18 protein-coding genes, 5 tRNA genes and 1 other RNA gene are annotated in these 23,330 nt (G+C 41.6%); 21 read left to right on the plus strand and 3 right to left on the minus strand.

What is annotated here, in order from left to right:
- Positions 1–130 precede the first annotated feature (130 nt).
- From NW213_RS02185 to NW213_RS02230, 10 genes are all read left to right on the plus strand, one after another.
- Positions 131–1,696 (plus strand): ATP-binding protein, encoded by a 1,566-nt coding sequence (locus tag NW213_RS02185; protein ID WP_258321706.1) that lies wholly within the window; start codon positions 131–133, stop codon positions 1,694–1,696.
- Positions 1,697–1,767: 71 nt separating this feature from the next.
- Positions 1,768–4,134, plus strand: coding sequence for an ATP-dependent helicase (locus NW213_RS02190; protein WP_258321707.1), 2,367 nt, complete (start codon positions 1,768–1,770; stop codon positions 4,132–4,134).
- Positions 4,135–4,142: 8 nt separating this feature from the next.
- Positions 4,143–5,303: a carboxynorspermidine decarboxylase gene (nspC, locus tag NW213_RS02195; RefSeq protein WP_375338095.1), complete on the plus strand. Its 1,161-nt coding sequence runs from the start codon at positions 4,143–4,145 to the stop codon at positions 5,301–5,303.
- Positions 5,304–5,495: 192 nt separating this feature from the next.
- Positions 5,496–5,568: transfer RNA gene (locus tag NW213_RS02200), tRNA-Gly, on the plus strand.
- A 34-nt stretch (positions 5,569–5,602) separates the two neighbouring features.
- A tRNA-Gly gene (locus NW213_RS02205) sits at positions 5,603–5,675 on the plus strand.
- 30 nt (positions 5,676–5,705) lie between these two features.
- Positions 5,706–5,786 (plus strand) — tRNA-Leu (locus NW213_RS02210).
- Between the two features lie 19 nt (positions 5,787–5,805).
- Positions 5,806–5,892, plus strand: a tRNA-Leu gene (locus NW213_RS02215).
- 10 nt (positions 5,893–5,902) lie between these two features.
- A tRNA-Gly gene (locus NW213_RS02220) sits at positions 5,903–5,975 on the plus strand.
- A 150-nt stretch (positions 5,976–6,125) separates the two neighbouring features.
- Positions 6,126–6,329 (plus strand): hypothetical protein, encoded by a 204-nt coding sequence (locus tag NW213_RS02225; RefSeq protein ID WP_258321708.1) that lies wholly within the window; start codon positions 6,126–6,128, stop codon positions 6,327–6,329.
- Positions 6,330–6,372: 43 nt separating this feature from the next.
- Complete coding sequence (locus NW213_RS02230; RefSeq protein ID WP_154044558.1) at positions 6,373–6,981, plus strand: riboflavin synthase; 609 nt, start codon at positions 6,373–6,375, stop codon at positions 6,979–6,981.
- A 69-nt stretch (positions 6,982–7,050) separates the two neighbouring features.
- Here the strand turns inward: NW213_RS02230 and NW213_RS02235 are convergent, their stop codons facing one another.
- Both NW213_RS02235 and rnpB read right to left on the minus strand, forming a co-directional pair.
- Positions 7,051–8,367, minus strand: a complete 1,317-nt coding sequence (locus NW213_RS02235) for a YihY/virulence factor BrkB family protein (RefSeq protein WP_258321709.1) — start codon at positions 8,365–8,367, stop codon at positions 7,051–7,053.
- A gap of 35 nt (positions 8,368–8,402) precedes the next feature.
- Positions 8,403–8,754, minus strand: an RNA gene (gene rnpB, locus NW213_RS02240) — RNase P RNA component class A.
- 260 nt (positions 8,755–9,014) lie between these two features.
- Between rnpB and NW213_RS02245 the strand changes: the two genes are divergently transcribed.
- From NW213_RS02245 to ettA, 8 genes are all read left to right on the plus strand, one after another.
- Positions 9,015–10,517, plus strand: a complete 1,503-nt coding sequence (locus NW213_RS02245; RefSeq protein WP_204392699.1) for a Do family serine endopeptidase — start codon at positions 9,015–9,017, stop codon at positions 10,515–10,517.
- Positions 10,518–10,716: 199 nt separating this feature from the next.
- Positions 10,717–11,577, plus strand: a complete 861-nt coding sequence (locus NW213_RS02250; protein ID WP_154044561.1) for an RNA polymerase sigma factor RpoD/SigA — start codon at positions 10,717–10,719, stop codon at positions 11,575–11,577.
- A 147-nt stretch (positions 11,578–11,724) separates the two neighbouring features.
- Positions 11,725–12,132: a hypothetical protein gene (locus NW213_RS02255; protein WP_258321710.1), complete on the plus strand. Its 408-nt coding sequence runs from the start codon at positions 11,725–11,727 to the stop codon at positions 12,130–12,132.
- An 81-nt stretch (positions 12,133–12,213) separates the two neighbouring features.
- Positions 12,214–13,464 carry a clostripain-related cysteine peptidase gene (locus tag NW213_RS02260; RefSeq protein ID WP_258321711.1) on the plus strand — a complete coding sequence of 417 codons (1,251 nt, stop codon included), beginning with the start codon at positions 12,214–12,216 and terminating at the stop codon, positions 13,462–13,464.
- 17 nt (positions 13,465–13,481) lie between these two features.
- Complete coding sequence (locus NW213_RS02265) at positions 13,482–14,135, plus strand: HAD family phosphatase (RefSeq protein ID WP_258321712.1); 654 nt, start codon at positions 13,482–13,484, stop codon at positions 14,133–14,135.
- 93 nt (positions 14,136–14,228) lie between these two features.
- Positions 14,229–15,050 (plus strand): 3-methyl-2-oxobutanoate hydroxymethyltransferase, encoded by an 822-nt coding sequence (panB, locus tag NW213_RS02270; protein WP_204445734.1) that lies wholly within the window; start codon positions 14,229–14,231, stop codon positions 15,048–15,050.
- A 108-nt stretch (positions 15,051–15,158) separates the two neighbouring features.
- Positions 15,159–16,331 (plus strand): MFS transporter, encoded by a 1,173-nt coding sequence (locus NW213_RS02275; protein WP_204392690.1) that lies wholly within the window; start codon positions 15,159–15,161, stop codon positions 16,329–16,331.
- A 9-nt stretch (positions 16,332–16,340) separates the two neighbouring features.
- Complete coding sequence (ettA, locus tag NW213_RS02280; protein ID WP_235340211.1) at positions 16,341–18,029, plus strand: energy-dependent translational throttle protein EttA; 1,689 nt, start codon at positions 16,341–16,343, stop codon at positions 18,027–18,029.
- Between the two features lie 97 nt (positions 18,030–18,126).
- Here ettA and NW213_RS02285 read toward each other — a convergent pair whose 3' ends face one another.
- On the minus strand, positions 18,127–19,497 hold the full coding sequence (locus NW213_RS02285; protein ID WP_204507602.1) for an ATP-binding protein: 1,371 nt from the start codon (positions 19,495–19,497) through the stop codon (positions 18,127–18,129).
- A gap of 474 nt (positions 19,498–19,971) precedes the next feature.
- On the opposite strand from NW213_RS02285, the gene NW213_RS02290 reads away from it, so the two are divergent.
- Genes NW213_RS02290 through NW213_RS02300 form a run of 3 tightly spaced genes read left to right on the plus strand, consistent with a single transcriptional unit; the run spans position 19,972 to position 23,211 of the window.
- The gene (locus NW213_RS02290; protein WP_258321713.1) at positions 19,972–22,431 is read left to right on the plus strand and encodes a DsrE/DsrF/DrsH-like family protein; all 2,460 of its coding nucleotides are present in this window, start codon (positions 19,972–19,974) and stop codon (positions 22,429–22,431) included.
- 3 nt (positions 22,432–22,434) lie between these two features.
- On the plus strand, positions 22,435–22,812 hold the full coding sequence (locus NW213_RS02295; protein WP_258321714.1) for a MarR family winged helix-turn-helix transcriptional regulator: 378 nt from the start codon (positions 22,435–22,437) through the stop codon (positions 22,810–22,812).
- Between the two features lie 24 nt (positions 22,813–22,836).
- The gene (locus tag NW213_RS02300) at positions 22,837–23,211 is read left to right on the plus strand and encodes a NifB/NifX family molybdenum-iron cluster-binding protein (protein ID WP_258321715.1); all 375 of its coding nucleotides are present in this window, start codon (positions 22,837–22,839) and stop codon (positions 23,209–23,211) included.
- Positions 23,212–23,330: the final 119 nt, after the last annotated feature.

Raw genomic sequence — 23,330 nt, forward strand, 5'->3', positions numbered from 1 at the left:
AGGCTTCACCTTGGAATTAAAAGTTGAAAACTTTGTTTTCACTTTGTACTTCTCTCGGTTTGCACTATCTTTGTGACATTCGCATGCACTGCATTTTTAATTATTAATTTTTAATTATTAATTGATTTACATGAAATACCCCATAGGAATACAGAGCTTTGACCGTATTATAAATGACGGATTTGTTTATGTAGATAAGACTGATTTGGTTTACAGTCTGGTGACGGAAGGCTCAATTTACTTCCTTAGCCGCCCTCGCCGTTTCGGCAAGAGTCTTCTTGTGTCAACACTTAAAAACTATTTTCTCGGTAGAAAGGAACTTTTCAGGGGGTTGAAGATTGATGCGCTGGAAAAGGACTGGAAGGTGTATCCGGTGTTTCATATGGATTTCAATGGAGGTGAATATACACGTAAAGGTGCATTGAGAAGTGCTATTCTAAGTTATATTACTGCCTGGGAAAGATTGTATGGAATAGAAGGTGGTGACGAAGAACTTAACCTTGGCTTCAGATTCAAGAAGATAATCGAGACTGCTTATAATAAAAGCGGAATGCGTGCGGTGGTACTTATTGACGAATATGACAAGCCTATACTTGATGTTCTGGACTATGACAAGGATTTGGAGGAAGAACACCGCAATATCCTGAAAGGATTCTATTCCACATTCAAAGGGGCTGATGAATATCTACAGTTTGTATTTCTTACAGGTGTAACAAAATTTTCGCAAGTCAGTGTGTTCAGCGGTTTCAACCAGCCTAAGGATATAAGCATGCACGCTAAGTATGAGACGCTTTGCGGTATATCGCAGGAGGAATTGGAAAGTTATTTCAAGAAGCCTGTAGGGCAGATGGCGGAAGTTTACGGATGTTCTTTAGATGAAATGATGAATAAGTTGAAGGCGCAGTATGACGGTTATCATTTCAGCGACAGAATGACGGATGTGTATAATCCTTTCAGCTTGCTTAATGCGTTTGATTCCGGGAGAATTTATGATTATTGGTTCAAGAGCGGTACTCCGACATATCTGGTTCGCCTGTTGTCGCATTCAAACGAAAATATGAACGAGATAACAGGCAAGTTCTATTCTCCTGAGGAATTTATTGATTACAAGGCGTGTGTGGAACAACCACTGCCTATGATATATCAGAGCGGCTATCTAACTATAAAGGAATTTGATTTGAGGCGTAATAAGTTTTTGTTGGATTACCCTAACTGTGAGGTGAAAAAGGGATTCCTGTCAGTAATAGCTTCAAGTTATTTCAATACAAGAGAGAGTGTGAATTCATGGATTGACAATGCGGTAGATCAGTTGAATGAAGGCAGGATAGACGACTTTCTTACAGGTATGACTTCTTTCCTTGCAAGTATCCCATACACAATGCGCCGTAAAGAGAACGAGCGTGAGAAGGAAAGATATTTCCACTATACTTTCTATTTGATACTGCGACTTATCAGTGTCTATACTGTCTATACGGAGAAGGTACAGAGTTACGGTCGTGTGGACTGCATAGTGGAAACATCGGATTATGTTTTTATCTTTGAATTCAAACTTGACGGTACTGCAGAGGAGGCGGTTCGACAGATAGAAGAAAAAGGTTATGCTTGTGAATATGAATCTGACAGCCGCAAACTATATAAGGTAGGAGCCGTATTCTCGTCTGAAACGGGAACGATAGAGGAATGGATGGTTGGATGACTGTGAGTTTTGTAGTTTTTGTCTATATTTGCAGCCTGAAAATTATATCGAATTATCTATAATATCATAAGATGACTAATTATCTGGATGAACTGAATGAAAGCCAGCGTGCCGCTGTGCTTTATAACGACGGACCTTCGCTGGTAATAGCCGGGGCTGGCTCCGGAAAGACGAGGGTGCTTACATATAAGATAGCTTATCTGCTGGACAATGGTTATGAGCCGTGGTCTATACTGGCACTGACTTTTACCAATAAGGCGGCGCGCGAGATGAAGGAACGTATATCACGTGCTGTAGGTATGGAAAAGGCAAAATATTTATGGATAGGCACTTTTCATTCCATTTTTGCACGGATATTGCGGACTGAGGGTGCGGCGTTGGGATATACATCGAATTTTACTATATATGATTCATCCGATTCAAAGAGTCTTATAAAATCTATCCTTAAGGAACTTAACCTGGATGAAAAGGTGTATAAGCCGGGAGTGGTGCAGGCGAGGATAAGTAATGCAAAAAATCATTTGGTTTCGCCGGAGGCTTATGCGGCAAGCGGAGAGTTCTACAGAGCTGATTCCGAGGCGAAAATTCCTGCAATGAGGGATATATATGTAAGGTATTGCGAAAGATGCCGACAGAGTGATGCCATGGATTTTGACGACCTTCTGGTAAATACTTATCTTTTATTCAAGAATCATACCGACATTTGTGATAAATATGCCGAAAGGTTCCGGTATGTATTGGTGGATGAGTATCAGGATACTAACTTTGCACAGCACAGCATAGTCTTGCAATTGACAAGCAAGCATCAGCGTGTATGTGTGGTGGGTGACGATGCACAGAGTATATATTCTTTCCGTGGCGCGAATATAGACAATATATTGAAGTTCACAAGGCTGTATAATGATGCCCGCCTCTTCAAGCTTGAACAGAACTACCGTTCTACACAATTGATTGTGAAAGCGGCCAATAGCCTTATAGAGAAGAACCGTGAACAGATAAGGAAAGAGGTTTTCTCGGAAAATCAGGTGGGGGAACCTATAACCGTGACGAGCGCATACAGCGATGTAGAGGAAGGAGAGATTGTAGCGAACAAGATTACTTCCATGCACGTGAAGGATGGTTGTCCTTACAGTGATTTTGCTATTTTGTATCGCACAAATGCACAGAGCCGTATATTTGAGGAGGCACTGAGAAAGCGTGCTGTGGCGTACAGGATATACGGTGGTTTGTCGTTCTATCAACGTAAGGAGATTAAGGATGTGATAGCATATTTCCGTCTGGCAGTAAACCCGCATGACGGGGAGGCTCTGAAAAGAGTCATAAACTATCCTGCCAGGGGGATAGGAGATACTACTCTGAATAAGATTATTGCTACAGCGGCACAGGAAGGGGTGAGTCTTTGGACTGTCATTTCGTCGCCTCTTGATTACGGACTGAATATAAATAAAGGTACTCATGCCAAACTGCAGGGCTTCAAGGATATCATAGCGGATTTTGTAAGTAAGGTTGACACATATAATGCCTATGATCTTGGAAAGGAGATTGTTGGAGCGTCAGGTATTATGGCTGATATAATACAGGACACTTCGCCCGAAGGTTTGAGCAGACGTGAGAATATAGACGAACTGGTGAACGGTATGTACGATTTTTGTGACATACGCCGTCAGGAAGGTAATGAAAGGATGTTTCTGACTGATTATCTTTCGGAAGTTTCATTGCTAACCGACCAGGATGGAGAAAAGGACGACAGTGTCCCGAAAGTAACTTTGATGACTATCCATTCGGCCAAGGGACTTGAATTCAGAAATGTCTTTATCGTAGGAATGGAGGAAAACCTGTTCCCGGGACCTATGTCTTCAGATTCTCCCAGGGCTTTGGAAGAAGAAAGAAGATTGTTCTATGTGGCCATAACCCGTGCCGAGGAGAACTGTTTCATTTCGTATGCAAAGAACAGGTATAAATATGGTAAGCCGGAGTTCTGTAATCCGAGCCGCTTCCTCAAGGACATAAACCCTGATTTTCTGAAGATGCCTGCTGATAGTGGGTTTACTCCCGTACGTAATGAAGGATATACAAAACGTAACTATGAGCGTGGCTATGAAAGGAATGAAACTTACAGGAGTAGCGGACCTTCGATGTTCGATGGTGGTGAGATGCCTCAGGAACCGGTGAGATTTGTCAAACCTGTGCCTCCGAGAAATCTTAAAAGGATTGTTCCGGTGTCACAAAATCCGGCGGTAAGCCGTAGTGCTGAGACCGGGAAAGCTGATACGCACGGTGTGGAAGTTGGTCGTCTGATAGAACACGAACGTTTCGGCAGGGGAGAGGTCGTGCGGCTGGAAGGCAGCGGCGACAATTGCAAGGCGACTGTAAGATTTGAAAATGCCGGCGACAAGCAACTGTTATTGAAATTTGCACGTTTTAAAATTATAGGATAATTAAGATTATGGATTTGACTAAGGTGCCTTCTCCATGTTATGTAATGGAGGAAGATCTGCTCAGGAAAAATCTGAGCCTGATAAAAAGTGTGGCCGACAAGGCTGGGGTGGAGATTATTTTAGCTTTCAAGGCATTTGCCATGTGGAAATCATTTCCCATATTCCGCGAATATATAAATTATACTACGGCAAGTTCGGAGTATGAGGCACGCCTGGCATTCGAAGAGTTCGGAAGCAAGGCTCATTCTTATTCGCCGGCATATACTGAGGAAAATTTTCCTGCATTTCTGAAATACAGCAGTCATATAACATTTAACTCGCTTTCTCAATTCAACCGCTTTTATCCTATGGCTAAAGCCTCGGCTGAAGACGTTTCATTGGGAATACGTGTAAATCCTGAATATTCTGAGGTGGAAGTGGAATTATATAATCCGTGTGCTCCGGGTACACGTTTTGGTGTGACTGCAGATATGCTTCCGGAAACATTGCCGGAGGGAATTGAAGGATTTCATTGTCACTGTCATTGCGAGTCCAGTTCGTATGAGCTTGAAAGGACATTAAAGCATATCGAGAAGAAGTTCTCACGTTGGTTCCCTCAGCTGAAATGGCTTAATTTGGGAGGAGGACACCTGATGACTCGCAAGGATTATGATGTAAATCATCTGATAGGCTTGCTTCAGGGGCTGAGACAGCGCTATCCTAACCTTCAGATAATACTTGAACCGGGATCTGCGTTTACGTGGCAGACAGGACCTCTCGTGGCTTCGGTTGTTGATGTGGTTGAAAGTAAGGGAATACGCACGGCAATACTTGATGTAAGTTTCACATGTCATATGCCGGACTGTCTGGAAATGCCATATCAGCCGGCTGTTCGCGGAGCTGAGTCGCTTCCTGCTGATGCGGTGAAAATATCTTCGCCGGAAGACCATGTTTACAGATTGGGCGGCAACAGTTGTCTGAGCGGTGACTATATGGGCAGCTGGAAATTTGATCATGAATTGCGCGTAGGAGAAAGAATAGTGTTTGAAGATATGATACATTACACAATGGTTAAGACAAATATGTTCAACGGTATTCATCATCCTTCGATAGCTATACTTCATTCTGACGGGGAATTGGAAGTTTATAAAACTTTCCGTTACGAAGATTATAGAGACAGAATGTGCTGATTTAGGCGGTTTGCGGTGAAACTTATAATTTCATTGCAAACCGTATGTTTTTTACATGCATTGATACTCAACAACTTGTAACTTTTCGAGAAAAAATAATGAAAAAAAGTGTTCAATTGTTTTGGTAGTTTCAAAAAAAGCTATACCTTTGCACTCGCAATCGGGAAAACAACTAACGATTGATTAAACAATGCGGAAATAGCTCAGTTGGTAGAGCATAACCTTGCCAAGGTTAGGGTCGCGAGTTCGAGTCTCGTTTTCCGCTCAAAAAAAAGAAAAATTGACATTTTGAACAAGATGCGGAAATAGCTCAGTTGGTAGAGCATAACCTTGCCAAGGTTAGGGTCGCGAGTTCGAGTCTCGTTTTCCGCTCAAGAACAAATCTAATGAGGTTTGCGTTTTGCCCAGGTGGCGGAATGGTAGACGCGCACGTTTCAGGTGCGTGTGTCGAGAGGCATGCAGGTTCGAGTCCTGTTCTGGGCACAAATCTTAAAGGATGAATGGAGGAATGGCGGAATTGGTAGACGCGCTACTTTGAGGGGGTAGTGACAGTTATGTCGTGTGAGTTCGAGTCTCATTTCCTTCACCAAATAACAATTGCGGAAATAGCTCAGTTGGTAGAGCATAACCTTGCCAAGGTTAGGGTCGCGAGTTCGAGTCTCGTTTTCCGCTCTAAAAGAGAAATCAGTTTACGCTGGTTTCTCTTTTTTTGTGCCCTTACCGAAAATAATTCATGGTGTCAGAGAAAAAAGTCGGCTAAATCTATTCTTTTTGTCAGGCATTCAGTATATTTGCCACGCAAAATAATAAAGACTGACTTACATGAAAACTTATGACATTTATTTTTCAGATGATGACTCTTATGATAATAAAGGGTTCTCATTAAAAACTATGGAGAAGGCTATACATATGGCCGAAGATATGCTGGAAAAGGGAAATGCTTTTACTGAACAGTATGCGGGAGGAACTATTTCTGTAGTTGATTCTGACGGCAAAACAGTATGGAGCAAGCCTATTCCGGAATAACAGAAGCTGATTTTATTGGTAAACTTTTAAAAATATATACTTTATGTTCTCAGGTATCGTAGAAGAATTTGCTGAAGTGGTAAATGTGGTAAAAGATCAGGAGAATCTTCACCTTACGCTTAAGTGTTCGTTTGTGGACGAACTGAAAATTGACCAGAGTGTGGCTCATAACGGAGTGTGTCTTACTGTAGTCAGTATTCAGGATGGTACATACACTGTTACAGCTATGAAAGAAACAATAGAGCGTTCAAATATCGGATTGCTGAAAGTCGGCGATAAAGTCAATGTAGAAAGAAGCATGATGATGAACGGACGTCTGGATGGCCATATCGTACAGGGACACGTCGATCAGACCGCTACTTGTGTGGCAGTGGATGATGCTGAAGGTAGCTGGTATTTCACTTTCAAATACAAGTTTGACAAGGAAATGGCAAAAAGGGGTTACTTCACTGTTGACAAAGGTTCGGTGACTGTAAATGGTGTGAGTCTTACTGTATGCAATCCTACTGAGGATTCATTCCAGGTTGCTATTATCCCTTATACTTTCGAACATACAAATTTCCATACAATAAAGGTTGGAAGTGTTGTAAATCTTGAATTCGACATTATAGGAAAGTATCTTAGCAGAATGATGCAGTTGACTTCAAAATAAAGATTAGTCTTTTCCATATGCAAAAACGGGTTCCTGGCAATAATTGTCGCCGGAACCCGTTTTTCCTTTTTATATATCTTTCAGTAATATCTGGTTGTTGTGTGATGTATATTCTTGCCTTGCTTTTATCATGGCATCCCATGATGAAGAATACTGGCTTTTGTCGATATTGAAATCTTCGAAACCTTTTGAGTCGAGTTTGTTCAGCATTACTCCAAGTGTGAGCTTGCCTGTTGACATCCCTGGCAGATAGCACACTTCTTCGCTTTTGCCTTTTTCTTTTACACCTTCGTATATGAGTTGTAAATCCTGCAGCTCGTATAAGATGTCTTTTGTGAGACGGATCGGTATCTTGTTTTCCTTGCTTATCTCCTCGGCGGAATAGGGGTCTTCGCCATTTTCAAACCTTTTGCAGATTTTCGACAATATGATAGTGCAGAAAAAATCATGGTATCTGCGGCTTATGTTCTTTGATTCCTTTCCGTACTTGAACGACTCGAGGTTTTGGCTCACGTAATTCATTTCTGCTCCGAAAAGGCATATGCTCCATGATATCTGTGTCCAAAGCAGGAACATCGGTATTGCTGCAAAGCTTCCGTATATGGCGTTATAGTTTGATACCCAAATCTGACTGTTTATATATACGTATTGGAATATCTGGAATGCGCTTCCGGCAAGTATTCCCGGTATTATGGCATGGCTGAATTTAACTTTTGTGTTCGGGATGAATACGAACAAACCTATAAACATGACCCAGATAATTGCATATGGAAGCAATTGTATGAAGAATTTCATAATTGGTGCCAGAAGAACGAAAGTCTCCATCTCCTTCAGGAATGTTGTCATGAATATGGATAATCCGCTGGAGAAGACTATCAGTAGCGGTAGCAGTAAAATCATGGAAAAATAGTCTGTGATTTTCCTGAAAACGGAACGCGGCCGTTTTACCTGCCATATTGTGTTGAAGCTTCGTTCTATGTTGTCGGTAAGTATAAGTATTGTCCAAAGCAACATTACGATACCCACTCCGATAAATACTCCGCTTTTTGCATGCTGTAGATATGAATTTATCCATGTGATGACGAGTTCCGCCTGATGGTTGCTCATGTTGTTTCGGAACAGACCTTCTATTATCGAGTCAAAACCGAAACCTCTGGCTATGGCGAAAAGTATCGCGAATATAGGAATGATTGATAACAGTGTGCTGTAGGTGAGGGCAGAGGCTCTGACTACTATCCTGTTGTTGTTGAACTGCTCTGTGGAAAGGATTATGATTCTGATTATTCTTATTATATATCTTAGGATTGGGGGATATTTTTCTTCATCTGCTATCCATAGATCTTTCTGGAAAAACTTTTTCCATTTATTAATTGGAAGTTTTGGCATAGTATGTATGTAATGGTGATTATCGTGATGAAAAAGAAGGCAGCAAACCTGTAAGCCGGGTTCTGTTCCCTGACAAGCAGGGTGTCTGTCATTTATCTACATCTGCCGTCACCGACAGACTCTAGCGGTCCACCCTCCGACGTGGGGCGAGCAACCCTCGTTAATGCCGGTTTACATGACCTTACAACTCCTAAGATGCACAGCCCGAATATCACTATCCGGCTGGTGGGCTCTTACCTCACCTTCTCACCCTTACCCCGGCAGGGGCGGTTATTTTCTTCTGCATTACTCTACCCTCGCGGACAGCTTTCTGTTAGGAAGTAGGATGCTCTGTGTTGCCCGGACTTTCCTCTTGTATAAAATACCAGCGACAGACCGGTCTGCTGCTTTCTTACTGCAAAGGTAGGGAAATAAACTGAAAAAACGGCAGGTTTGGCAGAAATACTTTGATATTTGTGTTGTCAGTCTCTCGTAACGAATGTAAATTTGTCAGTTCTGCCCGTTAACACGGGTTAATCAGCATAATATCAATGTTAAAAGAGAGAAAAAACTGATACTTAGGAGTACAACCGTATGGAATTTGTTATACTTTAGCGGATGAAGTGTTAAACAAGTAGTGAAATTAACAATTTAATATAGATAAGATTATGAAAACAGTAACTAAATTTGCGATAGGAGCAGCTTCAATGGTTGCAGTAAGTGCAGGAGTTGCAGGTGTTACGGCATACGTCGTATCTCAGAATAATCAACCGAAAGAAAACCAGACTTTTTATGAATCATTCAATACAATGCCTTTGACTCGTGCTGTAGCATTGGATTCAAACAACATGCAGCCGGTAGATTTGACAAAGGCGGCAGAAAGTTCATTGAATTCAGTAGTACACATTGTTGCTACACAAAGAAGCAAGGTACAGACAGTACAGCAGATGCCTGATATATTCGATTATTTCTTCGGAGACGGTCGCGGACGTCAGCGTCAGATTGAAACTCCGGAACAGAAAGGTTTTGGTTCAGGTGTTATTATTTCCAAGGATGGTTATATAGTAACTAACAACCACGTAATTGACGGAGCTGATGAAATCAGCGTCAAGCTTCAGGATAGCAGAGAGCTTAAAGGTAGAGTGATAGGTACAGACCCGACTACTGACCTTGCTCTGGTTAAGATTGAAGGGGATGATTTCCCTGCAATACCTGTAGGTGACTCAGATAAACTGAAAGTAGGTGAATGGGTATTGGCTGTTGGTAATCCGTTCAATTTGGGTTCTACTGTTACCGCCGGTGTGGTAAGTGCCAAATCAAGAGGTCTTGGTGCAAATCAGGTAGAATCGTTCATTCAGACTGATGCCGCAATCAATCAGGGTAACAGTGGTGGCGCATTGGTTAATGCCCGTGGTGAACTTGTTGGTATCAATGCTATGTTGTTCTCTCCTACAGGTGCATATTCAGGATACGGATTTGCAATTCCTACAAGTATTATGACTAAGGTTGTAACAGACTTGAAGCAATATGGAACTGTACAGCGTGCATTGCTTGGAATCGGTGGTAGAAATATGGGTGACGAGACATATCCGGATGAAATCAGAAAAGAACAAAAGGAACTTGGTACAAACGAAGGTGTTCAGGTAGTTGAAGTATCAGAAGGCGGTTCTGCAGAAGGAATCCTTGAAATCAATGACGTTATACTTGAACTGAACGGTAAGAAAGTCAAGACAATGGCAGATCTTCAGGGAATGCTTGCACAGTATCGTCCGGGAGACAAAGTCAAAGTGACAGTATTGCGCGACAAGAAAGAGAAAGAATTCACTATCACGTTGAAGAATGCTCAGGGTAATACCAAGGTTGTCAAGAAAGCGGATATGGAAATCCTGGGAGCAGCGTTCCGTGCTGTGCCTGACGAATTGAAACGCCAGTTGAACTTAGGCTACGGTGTTCAGGTGACAGGTGTTACAGACGGCAGAATGGCTGACAGTGGTATTCGTAAGGGATTCATTATCCTGAAAGCCAACGGAAAACAGCTTAAGACAGTTCAGGATCTTGAAGATGTAATGAAGGCTGCATCACAGTCACCGGATCAGGTATTGTTCATGACTGGTGTATATCCGTCAGGAAAACGTGCAAACTATGCTGTAGATTTGTCACAGGCTGAATAATCATAATACAGGATAATAAAAGGATATTATTATAATAGGTATTGATTTAAGGTAAAAGATTATGAGAGGCGTTTTATGTGAAAAATAGCATATACGTCTCTCTTTATCGTTTGTTGTTATAAAAAGTTATAATAATCAAGAGAATAATTGTCGTATTATTGATTATTTTATAACTTTGCATCCAAATCGATTTTAAGGAATGAGACAATTAAAGATTACCAAAAGTATCACTAACCGAGAGAGCGCTTCTCTGGATAAGTATTTGCAGGAAATTGGTCGTGAGGACTTGATTACAGTCGAAGAAGAAGTAGAGCTTGCTCAGCGTATTCGTAAGGGGGACAGAATTGCGTTGGAGAAACTTACTAGAGCCAATTTGCGATTTGTTGTTTCTGTTGCAAAACAGTATCAGAATCAAGGATTAAGTTTGCCTGACTTGATTAATGAAGGAAATCTTGGACTTATCAAGGCGGCTGAGAAGTTTGATGAAACACGTGGTTTTAAATTTATCAGTTATGCCGTATGGTGGATTCGTCAGTCTATACTTCAGGCTTTGGCAGAACAGTCAAGAATCGTAAGATTGCCATTGAACCAGGTGGGTTCGTTGAATAAGATCAGTAAGGCTTTCTCTAAGTTCGAACAAGAAAACGAACGTCGCCCGTCACCGGAAGAGCTTGCTGACGAACTTGAAATTCCTGTAGATAAGATATCCGATACTCTGAAAGTATCAGGACGTCACATCTCAGTAGATGCACCTTTTGTTGAGGGTGAAGACAATAGTCTGCTCGACGTGTTGGTGAACGATGATTCGCCTATGGCGGACCGTTCTTTGGTTAATGAGTCACTTTCGAAGGAAATCGACAGAGCACTATCTACGCTGACCGACAGAGAGAAGGATATTATCCAGATGTTTTTCGGTATTAACACGCAGGAAATGACGTTGGAAGAAATCGGCGACAAATTTGGGCTTACACGTGAGCGCGTTCGTCAGATTAAGGAAAAAGCTATCAGAAGATTAAGGAATAATTCGCGTAGCAAGTTGCTCAAATCTTATTTGGGATAAGATAGAGATTGATTTCCGAAAAGAATAACAGAATCAGACTTGAACATGGTTTGGTTCTGTTTTTTGTTTCTGTATGTTAAATAATTGCTTCGTTTTTCTTATATTGGCTATAAATGATTACTTTTGTCCCATTATAAACAATTGAATATGCGATATATAAAATTATTATGTTTTTTGTTTGCTGTGTCTGTTGTAGTAGGTGCAACAGCAAAGAAATCAAAAGATAAGAATAAATACGGGGTGTATATGGCAGGTGTCTCTGCTTCGTTTACTGATTCGCTGGTTTATTTTACGGATATCCAGTTTTTGGACAGTGCCCAGGTGGACGGAAAAGGTTTCCTTGTAGGTCGTTCACAGTATAGTGTACAGTTAAAAGATTACCTTGAAACGAAAGAAGGCGGCAAGAACCGTACATGCTTTATGTTCTTTAATTTGAAGAAGAACAAACTGCAGAAAGAATTGCAGAAACTGAAAGAGAAATATAACAAGGGTAAGAACATGGTTTTGAAGGATGTTAACCCTGAATTTAAATTTGAGAAGGCTGAACTTTATTAGTCTTCGTGATTGACGTATCGCTTTGCTTTTTTCTCAGGCATGGCGATACGTCTTTTTTGTTTTTATACGTTTAATCTTGATATGAAAAAACTATTGTTACTGTTATTGTCCGTATTTGTTTTTGTATCATGTTCGGACGAAATACCAGAAGAGAAAGTACCGGTAAAGTCGGGGAGGACTGTATTGGCATATTTAATATCTAACAATAAATCTGGAAGCTTGGATAAATACTTGAAACAGAATCTTGTGGATATGTATTCAGGCCTTTCGCAAACTACAGATTCATGTACATTGTTGGTTTATTATCGTCCTTATGATGGTGATGCTGATGGTTTGGAAGGACCAAGCCTGCTGCAGTATAATTCTGACGGAAAGGGCAATATAAATAATAGAAGAAGTTTACAGGGTGGAGATCTTAATCCTTCAAGAGTTATTGCAGAAGCGTATTGCAGTCCGTACATTGAGAAAAATCATAATGCAACTGACATGAAAACCATGGAACGTGTGTTGGACCAGATGGTAAAACTGTCACCTTCTACAAATTATGGTATAATATTCGGTTCACACGGAACAAGCTGGATGCCGGGTAATGAAATTGCGGCACGTTCTTTTGGAGATGATGCGGGATATAATATCAATATACCTGAGATGGCTGAGACATTGGAAACTGTATTCAGTGACAGACAGCTGGATTTTGTTCTTTTTGATGCATGTATGATGGCCACGGCGGAAGTATGTTATGAATTTAAGGATGTAACAGACTATCTGATAGGTGCAGTTGTGGAGACTCATGTATATGGACATCCATACGATATTGTATTGCCGAAATTATATCAGAAAGATGTTCCTTATGGTGATATTTGCAAGGATTATATAGATTATAGCAGACAGTTGGGTGCTTGGGGAACTTGTGCGGCAGTAGATTGCAGCAAGATGGATGAATTCGCAGACTGGGTAGGCGCTAATCTGGATGTTTATTCAGACAAGTTGTTGCCTTTGGATATGGATGATGTTCAACAGTATGGAGTAGGTTCATTCAAGTATTTTTCATTGGATGTGGTCGATTTCTTTAAGACTCTCAATGACGGTGAAAGCCCTGAAGGTCTGGACAACTTGATGAATAATCTAATAATAGCGAAAGAAGGTTTATTTGGAGATAATTATAGGGTTGTTGGTTCTTTGAAATTAGATGAAGACCGTTTCTGCGGCATAGGTATGTATATTCCTTATAGAGTTAACAATTCAAAATGGAACTCATACTATGAAACCCTTTCATGGTATAAAGCTGTAGGATGGGATCGTTTTAAGACATTATTGACCACCAATCAATGATTAATTTTAACTGGACGATGGATAAAACTAAAACTATAGCCGCACTTTTCGATTTTGACGGTGTGGTGATGGATACAGAATCACAATATACAATATATTGGAATGAAGTAGGACGTATATATCATCCGGAAATGGAGAATTTCGGATTAATGATCAAAGGTCAGACTTTGGCGCAGATATACGACCGCTATTTTAAAGGCATGGATGCTGCCCAGGCAGAGATTACTGTCGGACTGAACAAGTTCGAAAGTGAAATGAAATACGAATATGTACCGGGTGTGGCTGATTTTATGAAGGAACTTCGCAATAATGGTGTCAAGATAGCCATTGTGACAAGCTCAAACGAAAAGAAGATGGCGAATGTCTATTCAGCTCATCCGGAACTGAAGAGTCTGGTTGACAGGATCCTTACGGCAGAGATGTTTACCCGCTCTAAACCGGCACCTGACTGTTTCCTGCTTGGTGCGGAGGTTTTTGAAACAGTTCCTGCCAACTGTGTGGTTTTCGAAGATTCGTTCCATGGCTTGCAGGCAGGTACATCGGCACAAATGGCAGTTGTGGGATTGAGTACTACCAATCCTGCGGAAGCTATAAAGGACAAATGTAATCTGGTTATTCCTGACTTCACTGGTTTTACTTATCAGGACATGATTTCACTGCTTGAAAAGTGACATCAGCAAGTAAAATCACACTTAATTTGGTTAAATGATATAAAACATCTAATTTTGCCGAGTTTTTAAACTGACTTAAATTAAAAAGAAAGTATGGCAGGATATTTATCAGGTGATGTGCGTAAGGTTACCACACACCGTTTGACAGAAATGAAACAGAGAGGCGAGAAGATTTCTATGCTTACCTCATATGACTACACAATGGCACAGATTGTTGACGGTGCCGGAGTTGATGTTATCCTTGTGGGAGACTCTGCATCAAACGTAATGGCAGGAAACGTAACAACACTTCCTATCACAATAGAACAGATGATTTATCATGGCAAGTCTGTTATGAGAGGCGTAAAACGTGCCTTGGTGGTAGTGGATATGCCTTTCGGAACATATCAGGCAGATGCATACGACGGTGTGCGCAATGCTATCCGCATCATGAAGGAAACCCATGCTGATGCCTTGAAGCTGGAAGGTGGCGAAGAAATCATTGACACTGTAAAGAAGATTATCGGTGCCGGAATGCCAGTGATGGGACATCTGGGACTTATGCCTCAGTCTATCAACAAATACGGAACATATACAGTGCGTGCAAAGGAAGATGCAGAAGCTGAAAAGCTTATCCGCGACGCTCATCTTCTTGAAGAAGCAGGATGCTTCGCACTTGTACTTGAAAAAATTCCGGCTGAACTTGCCAAGAGAGTAGCTTCGGAACTTACAATTCCTGTAATCGGAATCGGTGCTGGAGGTGGAGTTGACGGACAGGTATTGGTAGTTACCGATATGCTTGGAATGACAAAAGGTTTCAGCCCTAAGTTCCTTCGCCGTTATGCCGACCTTCATACTGTCATGACAGATGCTATAGGTCAGTACGTAAGTGATGTGAAATCAAGTGATTTCCCTAATGAATCAGAACAATACTAATTCTAAAATATAAGAAAAGGACTAATAAATGAAGAACGTAAAGCCTTGTTTCAAAGGCCGGTATATCTTCATTTATTGGTCCTGTGTTTTTTCTATAAGATATAATGTATGTTTAGTACTTCTTACAATACTTCGGAACAGGTTTTCTGGAATAAGAACTTCATACTTCTTATTCTTTCCAATGTATTATTGTACATAAGCGTTTACATGCTCTTTCCGGTGTTGCAGACTTGGATTGTAGGCAAATGGGGATATTCTCCTACAGGTGCATCTTTGGTGTCATCTTTGTTCGGCATAGCATTGTTTTTACCAGGAGCAGTCAACAACTACCTTGTAGATACATTTAAGCGTAAAAGTGTATGTACAAGGAGCATAATGCTGTTTGCGCTTCTCGGATTGCTTTATCCGTACGCCAATCAGATATGGATGGTATATGCCTTGCGAGCCCTTCAGGGAGCATTGTTTGCCATAGCGCTTATGGTGACAGGAAGCACTCTGGTAATTGATGTCACACCTAGCTCGTTCAGAAGCAAGGCCAATTGGGTATTTGCCTTTTCGGGAGGAGTCGGTATGTTGCTGGGGTTGTCTGGAGGACTGTATCTGTCTTCCATTTTCTCGTTGAACAATATGATGTACATTTCGGCAGCCTTTGCCGGAGTGGCATTGTTTCTTGTGTCGATGATAGAAATCTGTTTCCGTGCCCCGCTTGAACCACCATTGTTTTCTTTCGACAGGTTTATCCTCTTCCGCAATATCCCTCCGGGAATAAATATGATGACTGTGCCTTTTGTTTTGGGAACGGTAGTTGCCGGTAAACCCGATTATTTTTTCTATCTTTGTATTGTTCTTGGGTTTGCAATCTTCTGGTTCATCCCCAAGCAGATAAAGAGGAAAGCCGATGATATAGTGCGGATTGTGACAGGATATATATTCATGACATTGTCAGTTTATCTGGTTTCGTCATATCAGCATCATATAGTCCTCTGTGCTGCCGGAGTAATGATGGGACTTGGTGTGGCTTCCGCCATGTGCCAGTACCTGAAGATAATGATAAAGTTGCCGAAACATTGCGAACGCGGTACGGGATATCACACATATCAGCTGATGTGGGAAATTGGCATAATGATGGGAGTAGCATTAGGATTTTTTGTATGCAGATATTATCAATCAGATCCGTTGACACTGGCAGGAGGAATATGTATGGCAGGTCTGTTAGGCTATCTTCTTTTTACACGCAGATATTATCAGAAAAGAACACTAAGCAATTCAACAATTAAATAAATAAAGAATATGGCAGACGACAAAAAAATTATCTTTTCAATGGTTGGAGTGAGCAAGTCATTCCAGAACAACAAGCAGGTATTGAAAGACATCTACCTATCCTTTTTCTATGGAGCCAAAATCGGTATCATAGGTTTGAACGGTTCCGGTAAGTCAACTTTGATGAAAATCATAGCCGGTATCGAGAAAAGCTACCAGGGCGAAGTGGTATTCTCTCCGGGATATTCAGTGGGATATCTTGCTCAGGAACCGCAGCTGGACGATACTAAGACAGTGAAAGAAGTAGTAATGGAAGGTGTTCAGCAGGTCGTAGATACACTGGCAGAGTATGAAGAAATCAACAATAAATTCGGTCTGCCGGAATATTACGAAGACCCTGAGAAGATGGATGCACTCTTTGCGCGCCAGGCAGAACTGCAGGATATTATCGATGCTACAGACGCATGGAACCTCGACAGCAAGCTGGAACGTGCCATGGACGCACTGCGCTGTCCACCTGAAGACCAGTTGGTGAAGAATCTCTCCGGAGGTGAACGCCGCCGTGTGGCATTGTGCCGTCTCCTTCTTCAGAAACCTGATATCCTCCTTCTTGACGAGCCTACCAACCACCTTGATGCTGAAAGTATCGACTGGTTGGAACAGCATTTGCAGCAGTATGAAGGTACTGTAATTGCCGTTACCCACGACCGTTACTTCCTCGACCACGTTGCAGGATGGATTCTGGAACTCGACCGTGGCGAAGGTATTCCATGGAAGGGTAACTATTCAAGCTGGCTTGAACAGAAGACAAAACGTATGGAGATGGAAGAAAAAACTGCCAGCAAGCGTCGCAAGACTCTAGAACGCGAGCTTGAATGGGTGCGCATGGCTCCTAAGGCACGTCAGGCCAAAGGTAAGGCACGTCTTAACTCATATGACAAGCTCCTCAACGAAGATGTCAAGGCTAAGGAAGAAAAACTTGAAATCTTCATACCTAACGGACCACGTCTCGGTAACAAGGTTATTGAAGCCAAGCACGTGGCTAAGGCATATGGCGACAAACTTCTGTTCGACGACCTCAACTTCATGCTTCCGCCTAACGGTATAGTAGGTGTCATCGGTCCTAACGGTGCCGGTAAGACAACCCTTTTCCGTCTGATTATGGGACTTGAAACTCCTGACAAGGGAGAATTCGAAGTAGGAGAGACTGTAAAAGTGGCATACGTTGACCAGCAGCACAAGGATATCGACCCTAACAAGACTGTATATCAGGTGATAAGCGGAGGAAACGAGCTTATCCGCATGGGTAACCGCGATGTCAATGCACGTGCATACCTAAGCCGCTTCAATTTCTCAGGTGCCGACCAGGAAAAACTATGCGGAATGCTTTCAGGTGGTGAGAGAAACCGTCTTCACCTTGCAATGGCACTGAAGGAAGAAGGCAACGTATTACTTCTCGACGAGCCTACCAACGATATCGACGTAAACACTCTTCGTGCCCTTGAAGAAGGTCTTGAGGATTTTGCAGGATGTGCCGTAGTAATCAGCCACGACCGTTGGTTCCTCGACCGTATCTGTACTCACATCCTTGCTTTCGAAGGTAATAGCGAAGTGTTCTACTTCGAAGGTTCATATACAGAATACGAAGAAAACAAGATGAAGCGCATGGGTAATGTAGAACCTAAGAGAGTACGTTACCGCAAGCTGATGGAAGATTGATAGATATAATGATAAATATGATTAAAGCCGTTGGAGATAGTTCTTCAGCGGCTTTAATTTTTTTATTTTGGTTTTAAGTTCAATAAAAGCTAATACTTTACAAGAGTCCTGCCATATAAACAGGAAGACATAATATATCTTTGTCTTTGCGTACATCTTTTGTATATAAAAGATAACGGTTCTTTATTCTGGACGAATATTTTTCCTGAAACTTATCTAATGATTTATGGGAATTGTAACCCGATGACTTGACTTCAATTGGGCAGATTTTATCTTTTCGGGATAATAAGAAATCTACTTCATAATTGCGTACAACAGGGTTGTCCTCTGCATTGACTTTTTCAACTTTTTCCTTAAAAGTATAATAGAATAATTCGTTTCCTGAACTTTTTAGGATTTGTGCAATAACATTTTCATAAACATATCCCAAATCTGTACTTAATTTATCGGAAAGTAATTTACGATATATGTCATTGTCGGTGTAGTCTTTATCCATAAATGCTAAAGTTACAAACAATCCTGTATCATTCAGGAACATCTTGAAACAATCATAGTCTGCATGAAGTGGTAAGCCTACACTTGGATCGTTAGCATGATATGCAAAATTCACAGTCATCGAATCCGCCATATCCATCAATAATTCTCCAAGGCGTGAAGCTGTGGCATTTTCTATTATGCTCCCGATCTTATAACGCATTGTGTTGCGTGATAATTCAGAAGGTATAGAAAGAAATAGTCGTGAGGCTTTACCTGTAGGGTCTATTTTTCGGAAATCATCCATATATAATTCCAGAATATTTCGTTTAATTGCATCTACAGTAGAGAAATCATTTGAGTTTAAATATTCATTCACAGCTTGTGGCATTCCTCCAATGAGCATGTATAAACGGAAATCTTTCATTAATTCCCTGTTTACAGCATCCCCCATTGATTTTAGATTGTTGAATGAATATTGTATAAGTTCGAATGTTGGAGCTTTATTTACTGCCCAAAGAAATTCCTCGTAATCCATTGGATACATTGATATTCTGGTTTCTTCGCTTGGTATCAGAATGCCTTTTACGTTCTTTTTGATTGAAAGTAGGGAACCGGTTTCTATATAATCGTATCTATGGTCTTTTACCAAGTGTTTTATTGCCTGTCTTGCCGGAGGGTAAAGTTGTACTTCATCAAAAATTATAACGGATTTTCTTTGATGCAAAGAGGTGTTGAATAGTGATTGTAGACGTAAAAAAAAGAAGTTAAGATCGGATAATTGATTAAACAATTCTTTTACGCTTTTGTCTGCTATTGAGAAATCAATCAGAATATATGATTCATATTCTTTGCGTGCAAATTCTTCAGCTATAGTTGATTTGCCGACACGTCGTGCTCCTTTTATTAAGAGAGCGGTATTACCATTGCTTTCTGCTTTCCATTTGATCATCCTATCATATATCTTTCTTTTGAATATTCTATCTACTGCCATGATAACTGATAATTATATTGTTATGTGTACTAAAATACTGTAAATTCATGATATGGCAAAATGTTTTAGCCCGTTTTTTGTCGTAAAATGGAAAATGTTTTAGACGTTTTTTGTCGTAAAATGGAAAATGTATGGTTGGCCTAATACCATATTTATAATAAAGATTCAAGTTACAAACCTGCAAATAACCTTACAAAATCTCTATCTACAACTTATATTTATAAAAACACAATTTGTATATATATAAATATAAGTTGTAGATACATATAAATAATCTATATTTATAGAAAATGTCGAATCAAAAATGTTTTATTTCATGCCCATGATAAGTTTTTCTTGAGTGTTTAATTCCTTCGATAACTTCCATAATAAATGTTAATCATTTTGTTTATTTGGAAAATAGTTGTTTCTTTACAAAAGTTTCCAATGGAAAATATTTAAAGCGGTGAATAAATAATAAAACAATAATACATTATGAAGTATCTTATAGTAGGAGGTGTGGCTGGAGGTGCTACTGCAGCGGCAAGAATTCGCAGAAATACGGAGAAGGCTGAGATTATCATGTTCGAGAAAGGGCAGTACATTTCGTATGCCAACTGTGGATTGCCATATTATATCGGCGGAGTGATAGACGACAGGAATAAACTTTTCGTTCAGACTCCGGAGGCTTTCGGCAAGAGATTCAATATCGACGTTAGAACAAATTCGGAAGTTGTATCGGTTGACGTGAAGAACAAAGCAGTTGCAGTACGTACCAAGGACGGCAGGGAATATACCGAGCAGTATGACAAACTTCTGTTGTCGCCGGGAGCATCGCCTGTGGTTCCGCCATTGCAGGGGATAGACAGCAAGGGTATATTCACACTGAGAAACGTAAACGATACTGACAAAATCAAAGAATATATCAGCAAGAACACTGTAAAGCGTGCCGTTATTGTTGGTGGCGGTTTTATCGGTCTTGAGATGGCTGAAAACCTCAAGCACGCCGGAATGGAAGTGGCTGTAGTGGAAATGGCAAATCAGGTGATGGGACCTATCGACTATTCCATGGCGGCACTCGTGCACGAACATCTGCAGCAGCAGGGCGTGAAGCTGTATCTTGAACAGGCTGTTGAGTCTTTCAAGGACAACGGCACTTCGCTAGATGTAAACTTCAAGTCCGGCATTTCGCTTACGGCCGAACTGGTGATACTCTCTATCGGTGTACGTGCTGAGACAAGACTTGCGGCAGAGGCAGGATTGAAACTGGGCGAGATGAAAGGTATTTATGTGAACGAGTATCTTCAAACATCGGATGCCGACGTATATGCGGTGGGCGATGCCATAGAGTTCCCTCATCCAGTAACAGGCAAGCCATGGCTTAACTTCCTTGCAGGACCGGCAAACCGTCAGGCAAGAATTGTGGCTGATAATATGGTGTTCGGCAACAAGGTGAAATACGAAGGTTCGATAGGAACAGCCATTGCCAAGGTGTTCGACCTTACTGTTGCTTCTACAGGCCTCCCTGCAAAGCGTCTGAAACAGATGGAGATACCGTATCTTTCGGCTACTATACATTCAGGTTCACACGCCGGTTATTATCCAGGAGCGTTGCAGATGGATATAAAGATTACTTTCTCTCCGGAGGACGGTCGTCTGTACGGAGCGCAGATTGTGGGTTATGATGGTGTGGACAAGCGTATAGACGAGTATGCTCTTGTAGTGAAGAACGGAGGTACGGTATATGACCTTACAAGACTGGAACATGCGTACGCTCCACCATTCTCGTCAGCCAAAGACCCTGTGGCTGTTTCAGGTTATGTGGCAGGAAACATCCTTTCGGGCAAGATGACTCCGCTTTACTGGCGTGAACTTCGTGATGCAGATCTTTCGAAAGTCACTCTTATAGACGTGAGAACTCCTGATGAATATTCTTTGGGCAATATCCACGGTTCGATAAATATCCCTCTTGACGATATGCGTGACAGAATGGGCGAGATACCGACAGACAAACCTGTGTTCCTCTATTGCGGAGTAGGGTTGAGAGGTTATCTTGCATCTAACATTCTGAAGGAAAACGGGTTCAAGGATGTGCGCAATCTGATAGGCGGTGTAAAGACATATAAGGCAGCCGTGACAAAAGTCTGCACTCCAGGTGATGATGCCATGAAGTGTGCTGCCGAAGCAAAAGAGGCATGTTCGTGTGTTGTGGAACAGAGCGAAGCAAAGACTATAAAAGTTGATGCCTGCGGTATGCAGTGCCCTGGTCCGATATTGAAACTGAAAAAGACAATGGAAGGACTTAAACCTGGAGAAAGACTTGAGATATCGGCTACAGATGCTGGTTTCCCTCGAGATACAGAATCATGGTGCCGCACTACGGGTAATAAGTTCATATCTTCTTCACCTTCTGCAGGTATATATAAGGTAGTAATCGAGAAGGCTACGGCATGTGCCGCAGAGGCAGTAAAGCAGCAATCTTCGGCAGACGGAAAGTCATTCATCCTTTTCAGCGATGACCTCGACAAGGCTCTTGCCACATTCGTACTGGCAAACGGAGCTGCTGCCACAGGAAAGAAGGTTACCATCTTCTTCACATTCTGGGGACTGAATGCCATCAAGAAGGAACGCAAACCGAGTGTTCAGAAAGATATCTTCGGCAAGATGTTCGGCATGATGCTGCCTTCAAGCTCGAAGAAACTCAAACTCTCGAAGATGAATATGGGCGGTATCGGCTCGAAGATGATGAGATACATCATGAAGAACAAGGGTATCGAATCGCTGGAATCCCTCAGACAACAGGCTATTGACAATGGTGTAGAATTCATAGCCTGTCAGATGTCGATGGACGTGATGGGAGTGAAGAAAGAGGAGTTGCTCGACAATGTAACGATAGGCGGAGTAGCTACATACATGGACCGAGCACAGGAGTCAAACGTAAATCTGTTTATCTGACGCATGGAGAAAATATCATGTATATGCAAGATGCGTGAACTTTATAAGGCTATCGCCGAACTGGAGGATAGCCTTATGGAGATTTACGGCATATCACTCAACGAGGCTATGGTGATGTGCAGCATTGGCAGCAGGAAAGTTGCCGCAGGAGAGATTTCACAAATCACTGGTTTCAAGTCGTCGCACCTCTCTAAAGTCCTTCGCTCGATAGAGGACAAGGGATTTCTGATAAGGGATTTCGGCGACAAAGACAAACGTCAGATTTATTTCTCACTCACAACGGAGGCCATGCAGTGTATGGAGAAACTGAAATGCGAAGGTCTGCCCGTACCGGAACTTTTGAGTGAGTTCTTCGCGTGCGGTCATGGAGAAAAAATGTAAGTATTATTTTAATTTTATAGATATATGAAGAAAATAGCATTACCGACAAGAAATGGCAATATTGACGACCATTTCGGACATTGTGCGTTCTACACGATTATAACTGTCAATGATAATAATGAAGTTGCAAAAACAGAAATCATGCCTTCGCCTGAAGGATGCGGTTGCAAGTCGAACATAGCATACCGGCTTCAGGAAGACGGCGTGACACTTATGCTTGCCGGCAATATGGGTATGGGTGCCCTCAACAAACTGTCATCTTGCGGAATCGAGGTAGTGAGAGGTTGCAGCGGTCCTGTGATGGATGTAGTTGAGGCTTATCTCAAAGGTGAGTTGAAAGACTCAGGCGAGGCATGCAGCCATCATGGTGAGGACGGACATGAGTGTCATAATCATTGATTTTTAATATTGCGGGATGTGCAAAATGAGCAACCGGAGCTGGGGCTTGGGTTGCTCATTTTGCGTAGGTAGGGGATAAAAAATGATTCTCGGTTTGCACGGAAAGAGTTCTTTTACTA

It is taken from the genome of Bacteroides sp. ET336 (genome assembly GCF_024733815.1).
Lineage (GTDB): Bacteria > Bacteroidota > Bacteroidia > Bacteroidales > Bacteroidaceae > Phocaeicola > Phocaeicola cellulolyticus.

Bases quoted from the DNA above. Each gene is read 5' to 3' on its own strand.
- NW213_RS02185 (WP_258321706.1), top strand. From the start codon at position 131: ATGAAATACCCCATAGGAATACAGAGCTTTGACCGTATTATAAATGAC.
- NW213_RS02190 (WP_258321707.1), top strand. From the start codon at position 1,768: ATGACTAATTATCTGGATGAACTGAATGAAAGCCAGCGTGCCGCTGTG.
- nspC (WP_375338095.1), top strand. From the start codon at position 4,143: ATGGATTTGACTAAGGTGCCTTCTCCATGTTATGTAATGGAGGAAGAT.
- NW213_RS02225 (WP_258321708.1), top strand. From the start codon at position 6,126: ATGAAAACTTATGACATTTATTTTTCAGATGATGACTCTTATGATAAT.
- NW213_RS02230 (WP_154044558.1), top strand. From the start codon at position 6,373: ATGTTCTCAGGTATCGTAGAAGAATTTGCTGAAGTGGTAAATGTGGTA.
- NW213_RS02235 (WP_258321709.1), bottom strand. From the start codon at position 8,367: ATGCCAAAACTTCCAATTAATAAATGGAAAAAGTTTTTCCAGAAAGAT.
- NW213_RS02245 (WP_204392699.1), top strand. From the start codon at position 9,015: ATGAAAACAGTAACTAAATTTGCGATAGGAGCAGCTTCAATGGTTGCA.
- NW213_RS02250 (WP_154044561.1), top strand. From the start codon at position 10,717: ATGAGACAATTAAAGATTACCAAAAGTATCACTAACCGAGAGAGCGCT.
- NW213_RS02255 (WP_258321710.1), top strand. From the start codon at position 11,725: ATGCGATATATAAAATTATTATGTTTTTTGTTTGCTGTGTCTGTTGTA.
- NW213_RS02260 (WP_258321711.1), top strand. From the start codon at position 12,214: ATGAAAAAACTATTGTTACTGTTATTGTCCGTATTTGTTTTTGTATCA.
- NW213_RS02265 (WP_258321712.1), top strand. From the start codon at position 13,482: ATGGATAAAACTAAAACTATAGCCGCACTTTTCGATTTTGACGGTGTG.
- panB (WP_204445734.1), top strand. From the start codon at position 14,229: ATGGCAGGATATTTATCAGGTGATGTGCGTAAGGTTACCACACACCGT.
- NW213_RS02275 (WP_204392690.1), top strand. From the start codon at position 15,159: ATGTTTAGTACTTCTTACAATACTTCGGAACAGGTTTTCTGGAATAAG.
- ettA (WP_235340211.1), top strand. From the start codon at position 16,341: ATGGCAGACGACAAAAAAATTATCTTTTCAATGGTTGGAGTGAGCAAG.
- NW213_RS02285 (WP_204507602.1), bottom strand. From the start codon at position 19,497: ATGGCAGTAGATAGAATATTCAAAAGAAAGATATATGATAGGATGATC.
- NW213_RS02290 (WP_258321713.1), top strand. From the start codon at position 19,972: ATGAAGTATCTTATAGTAGGAGGTGTGGCTGGAGGTGCTACTGCAGCG.
- NW213_RS02295 (WP_258321714.1), top strand. From the start codon at position 22,435: ATGGAGAAAATATCATGTATATGCAAGATGCGTGAACTTTATAAGGCT.
- NW213_RS02300 (WP_258321715.1), top strand. From the start codon at position 22,837: ATGAAGAAAATAGCATTACCGACAAGAAATGGCAATATTGACGACCAT.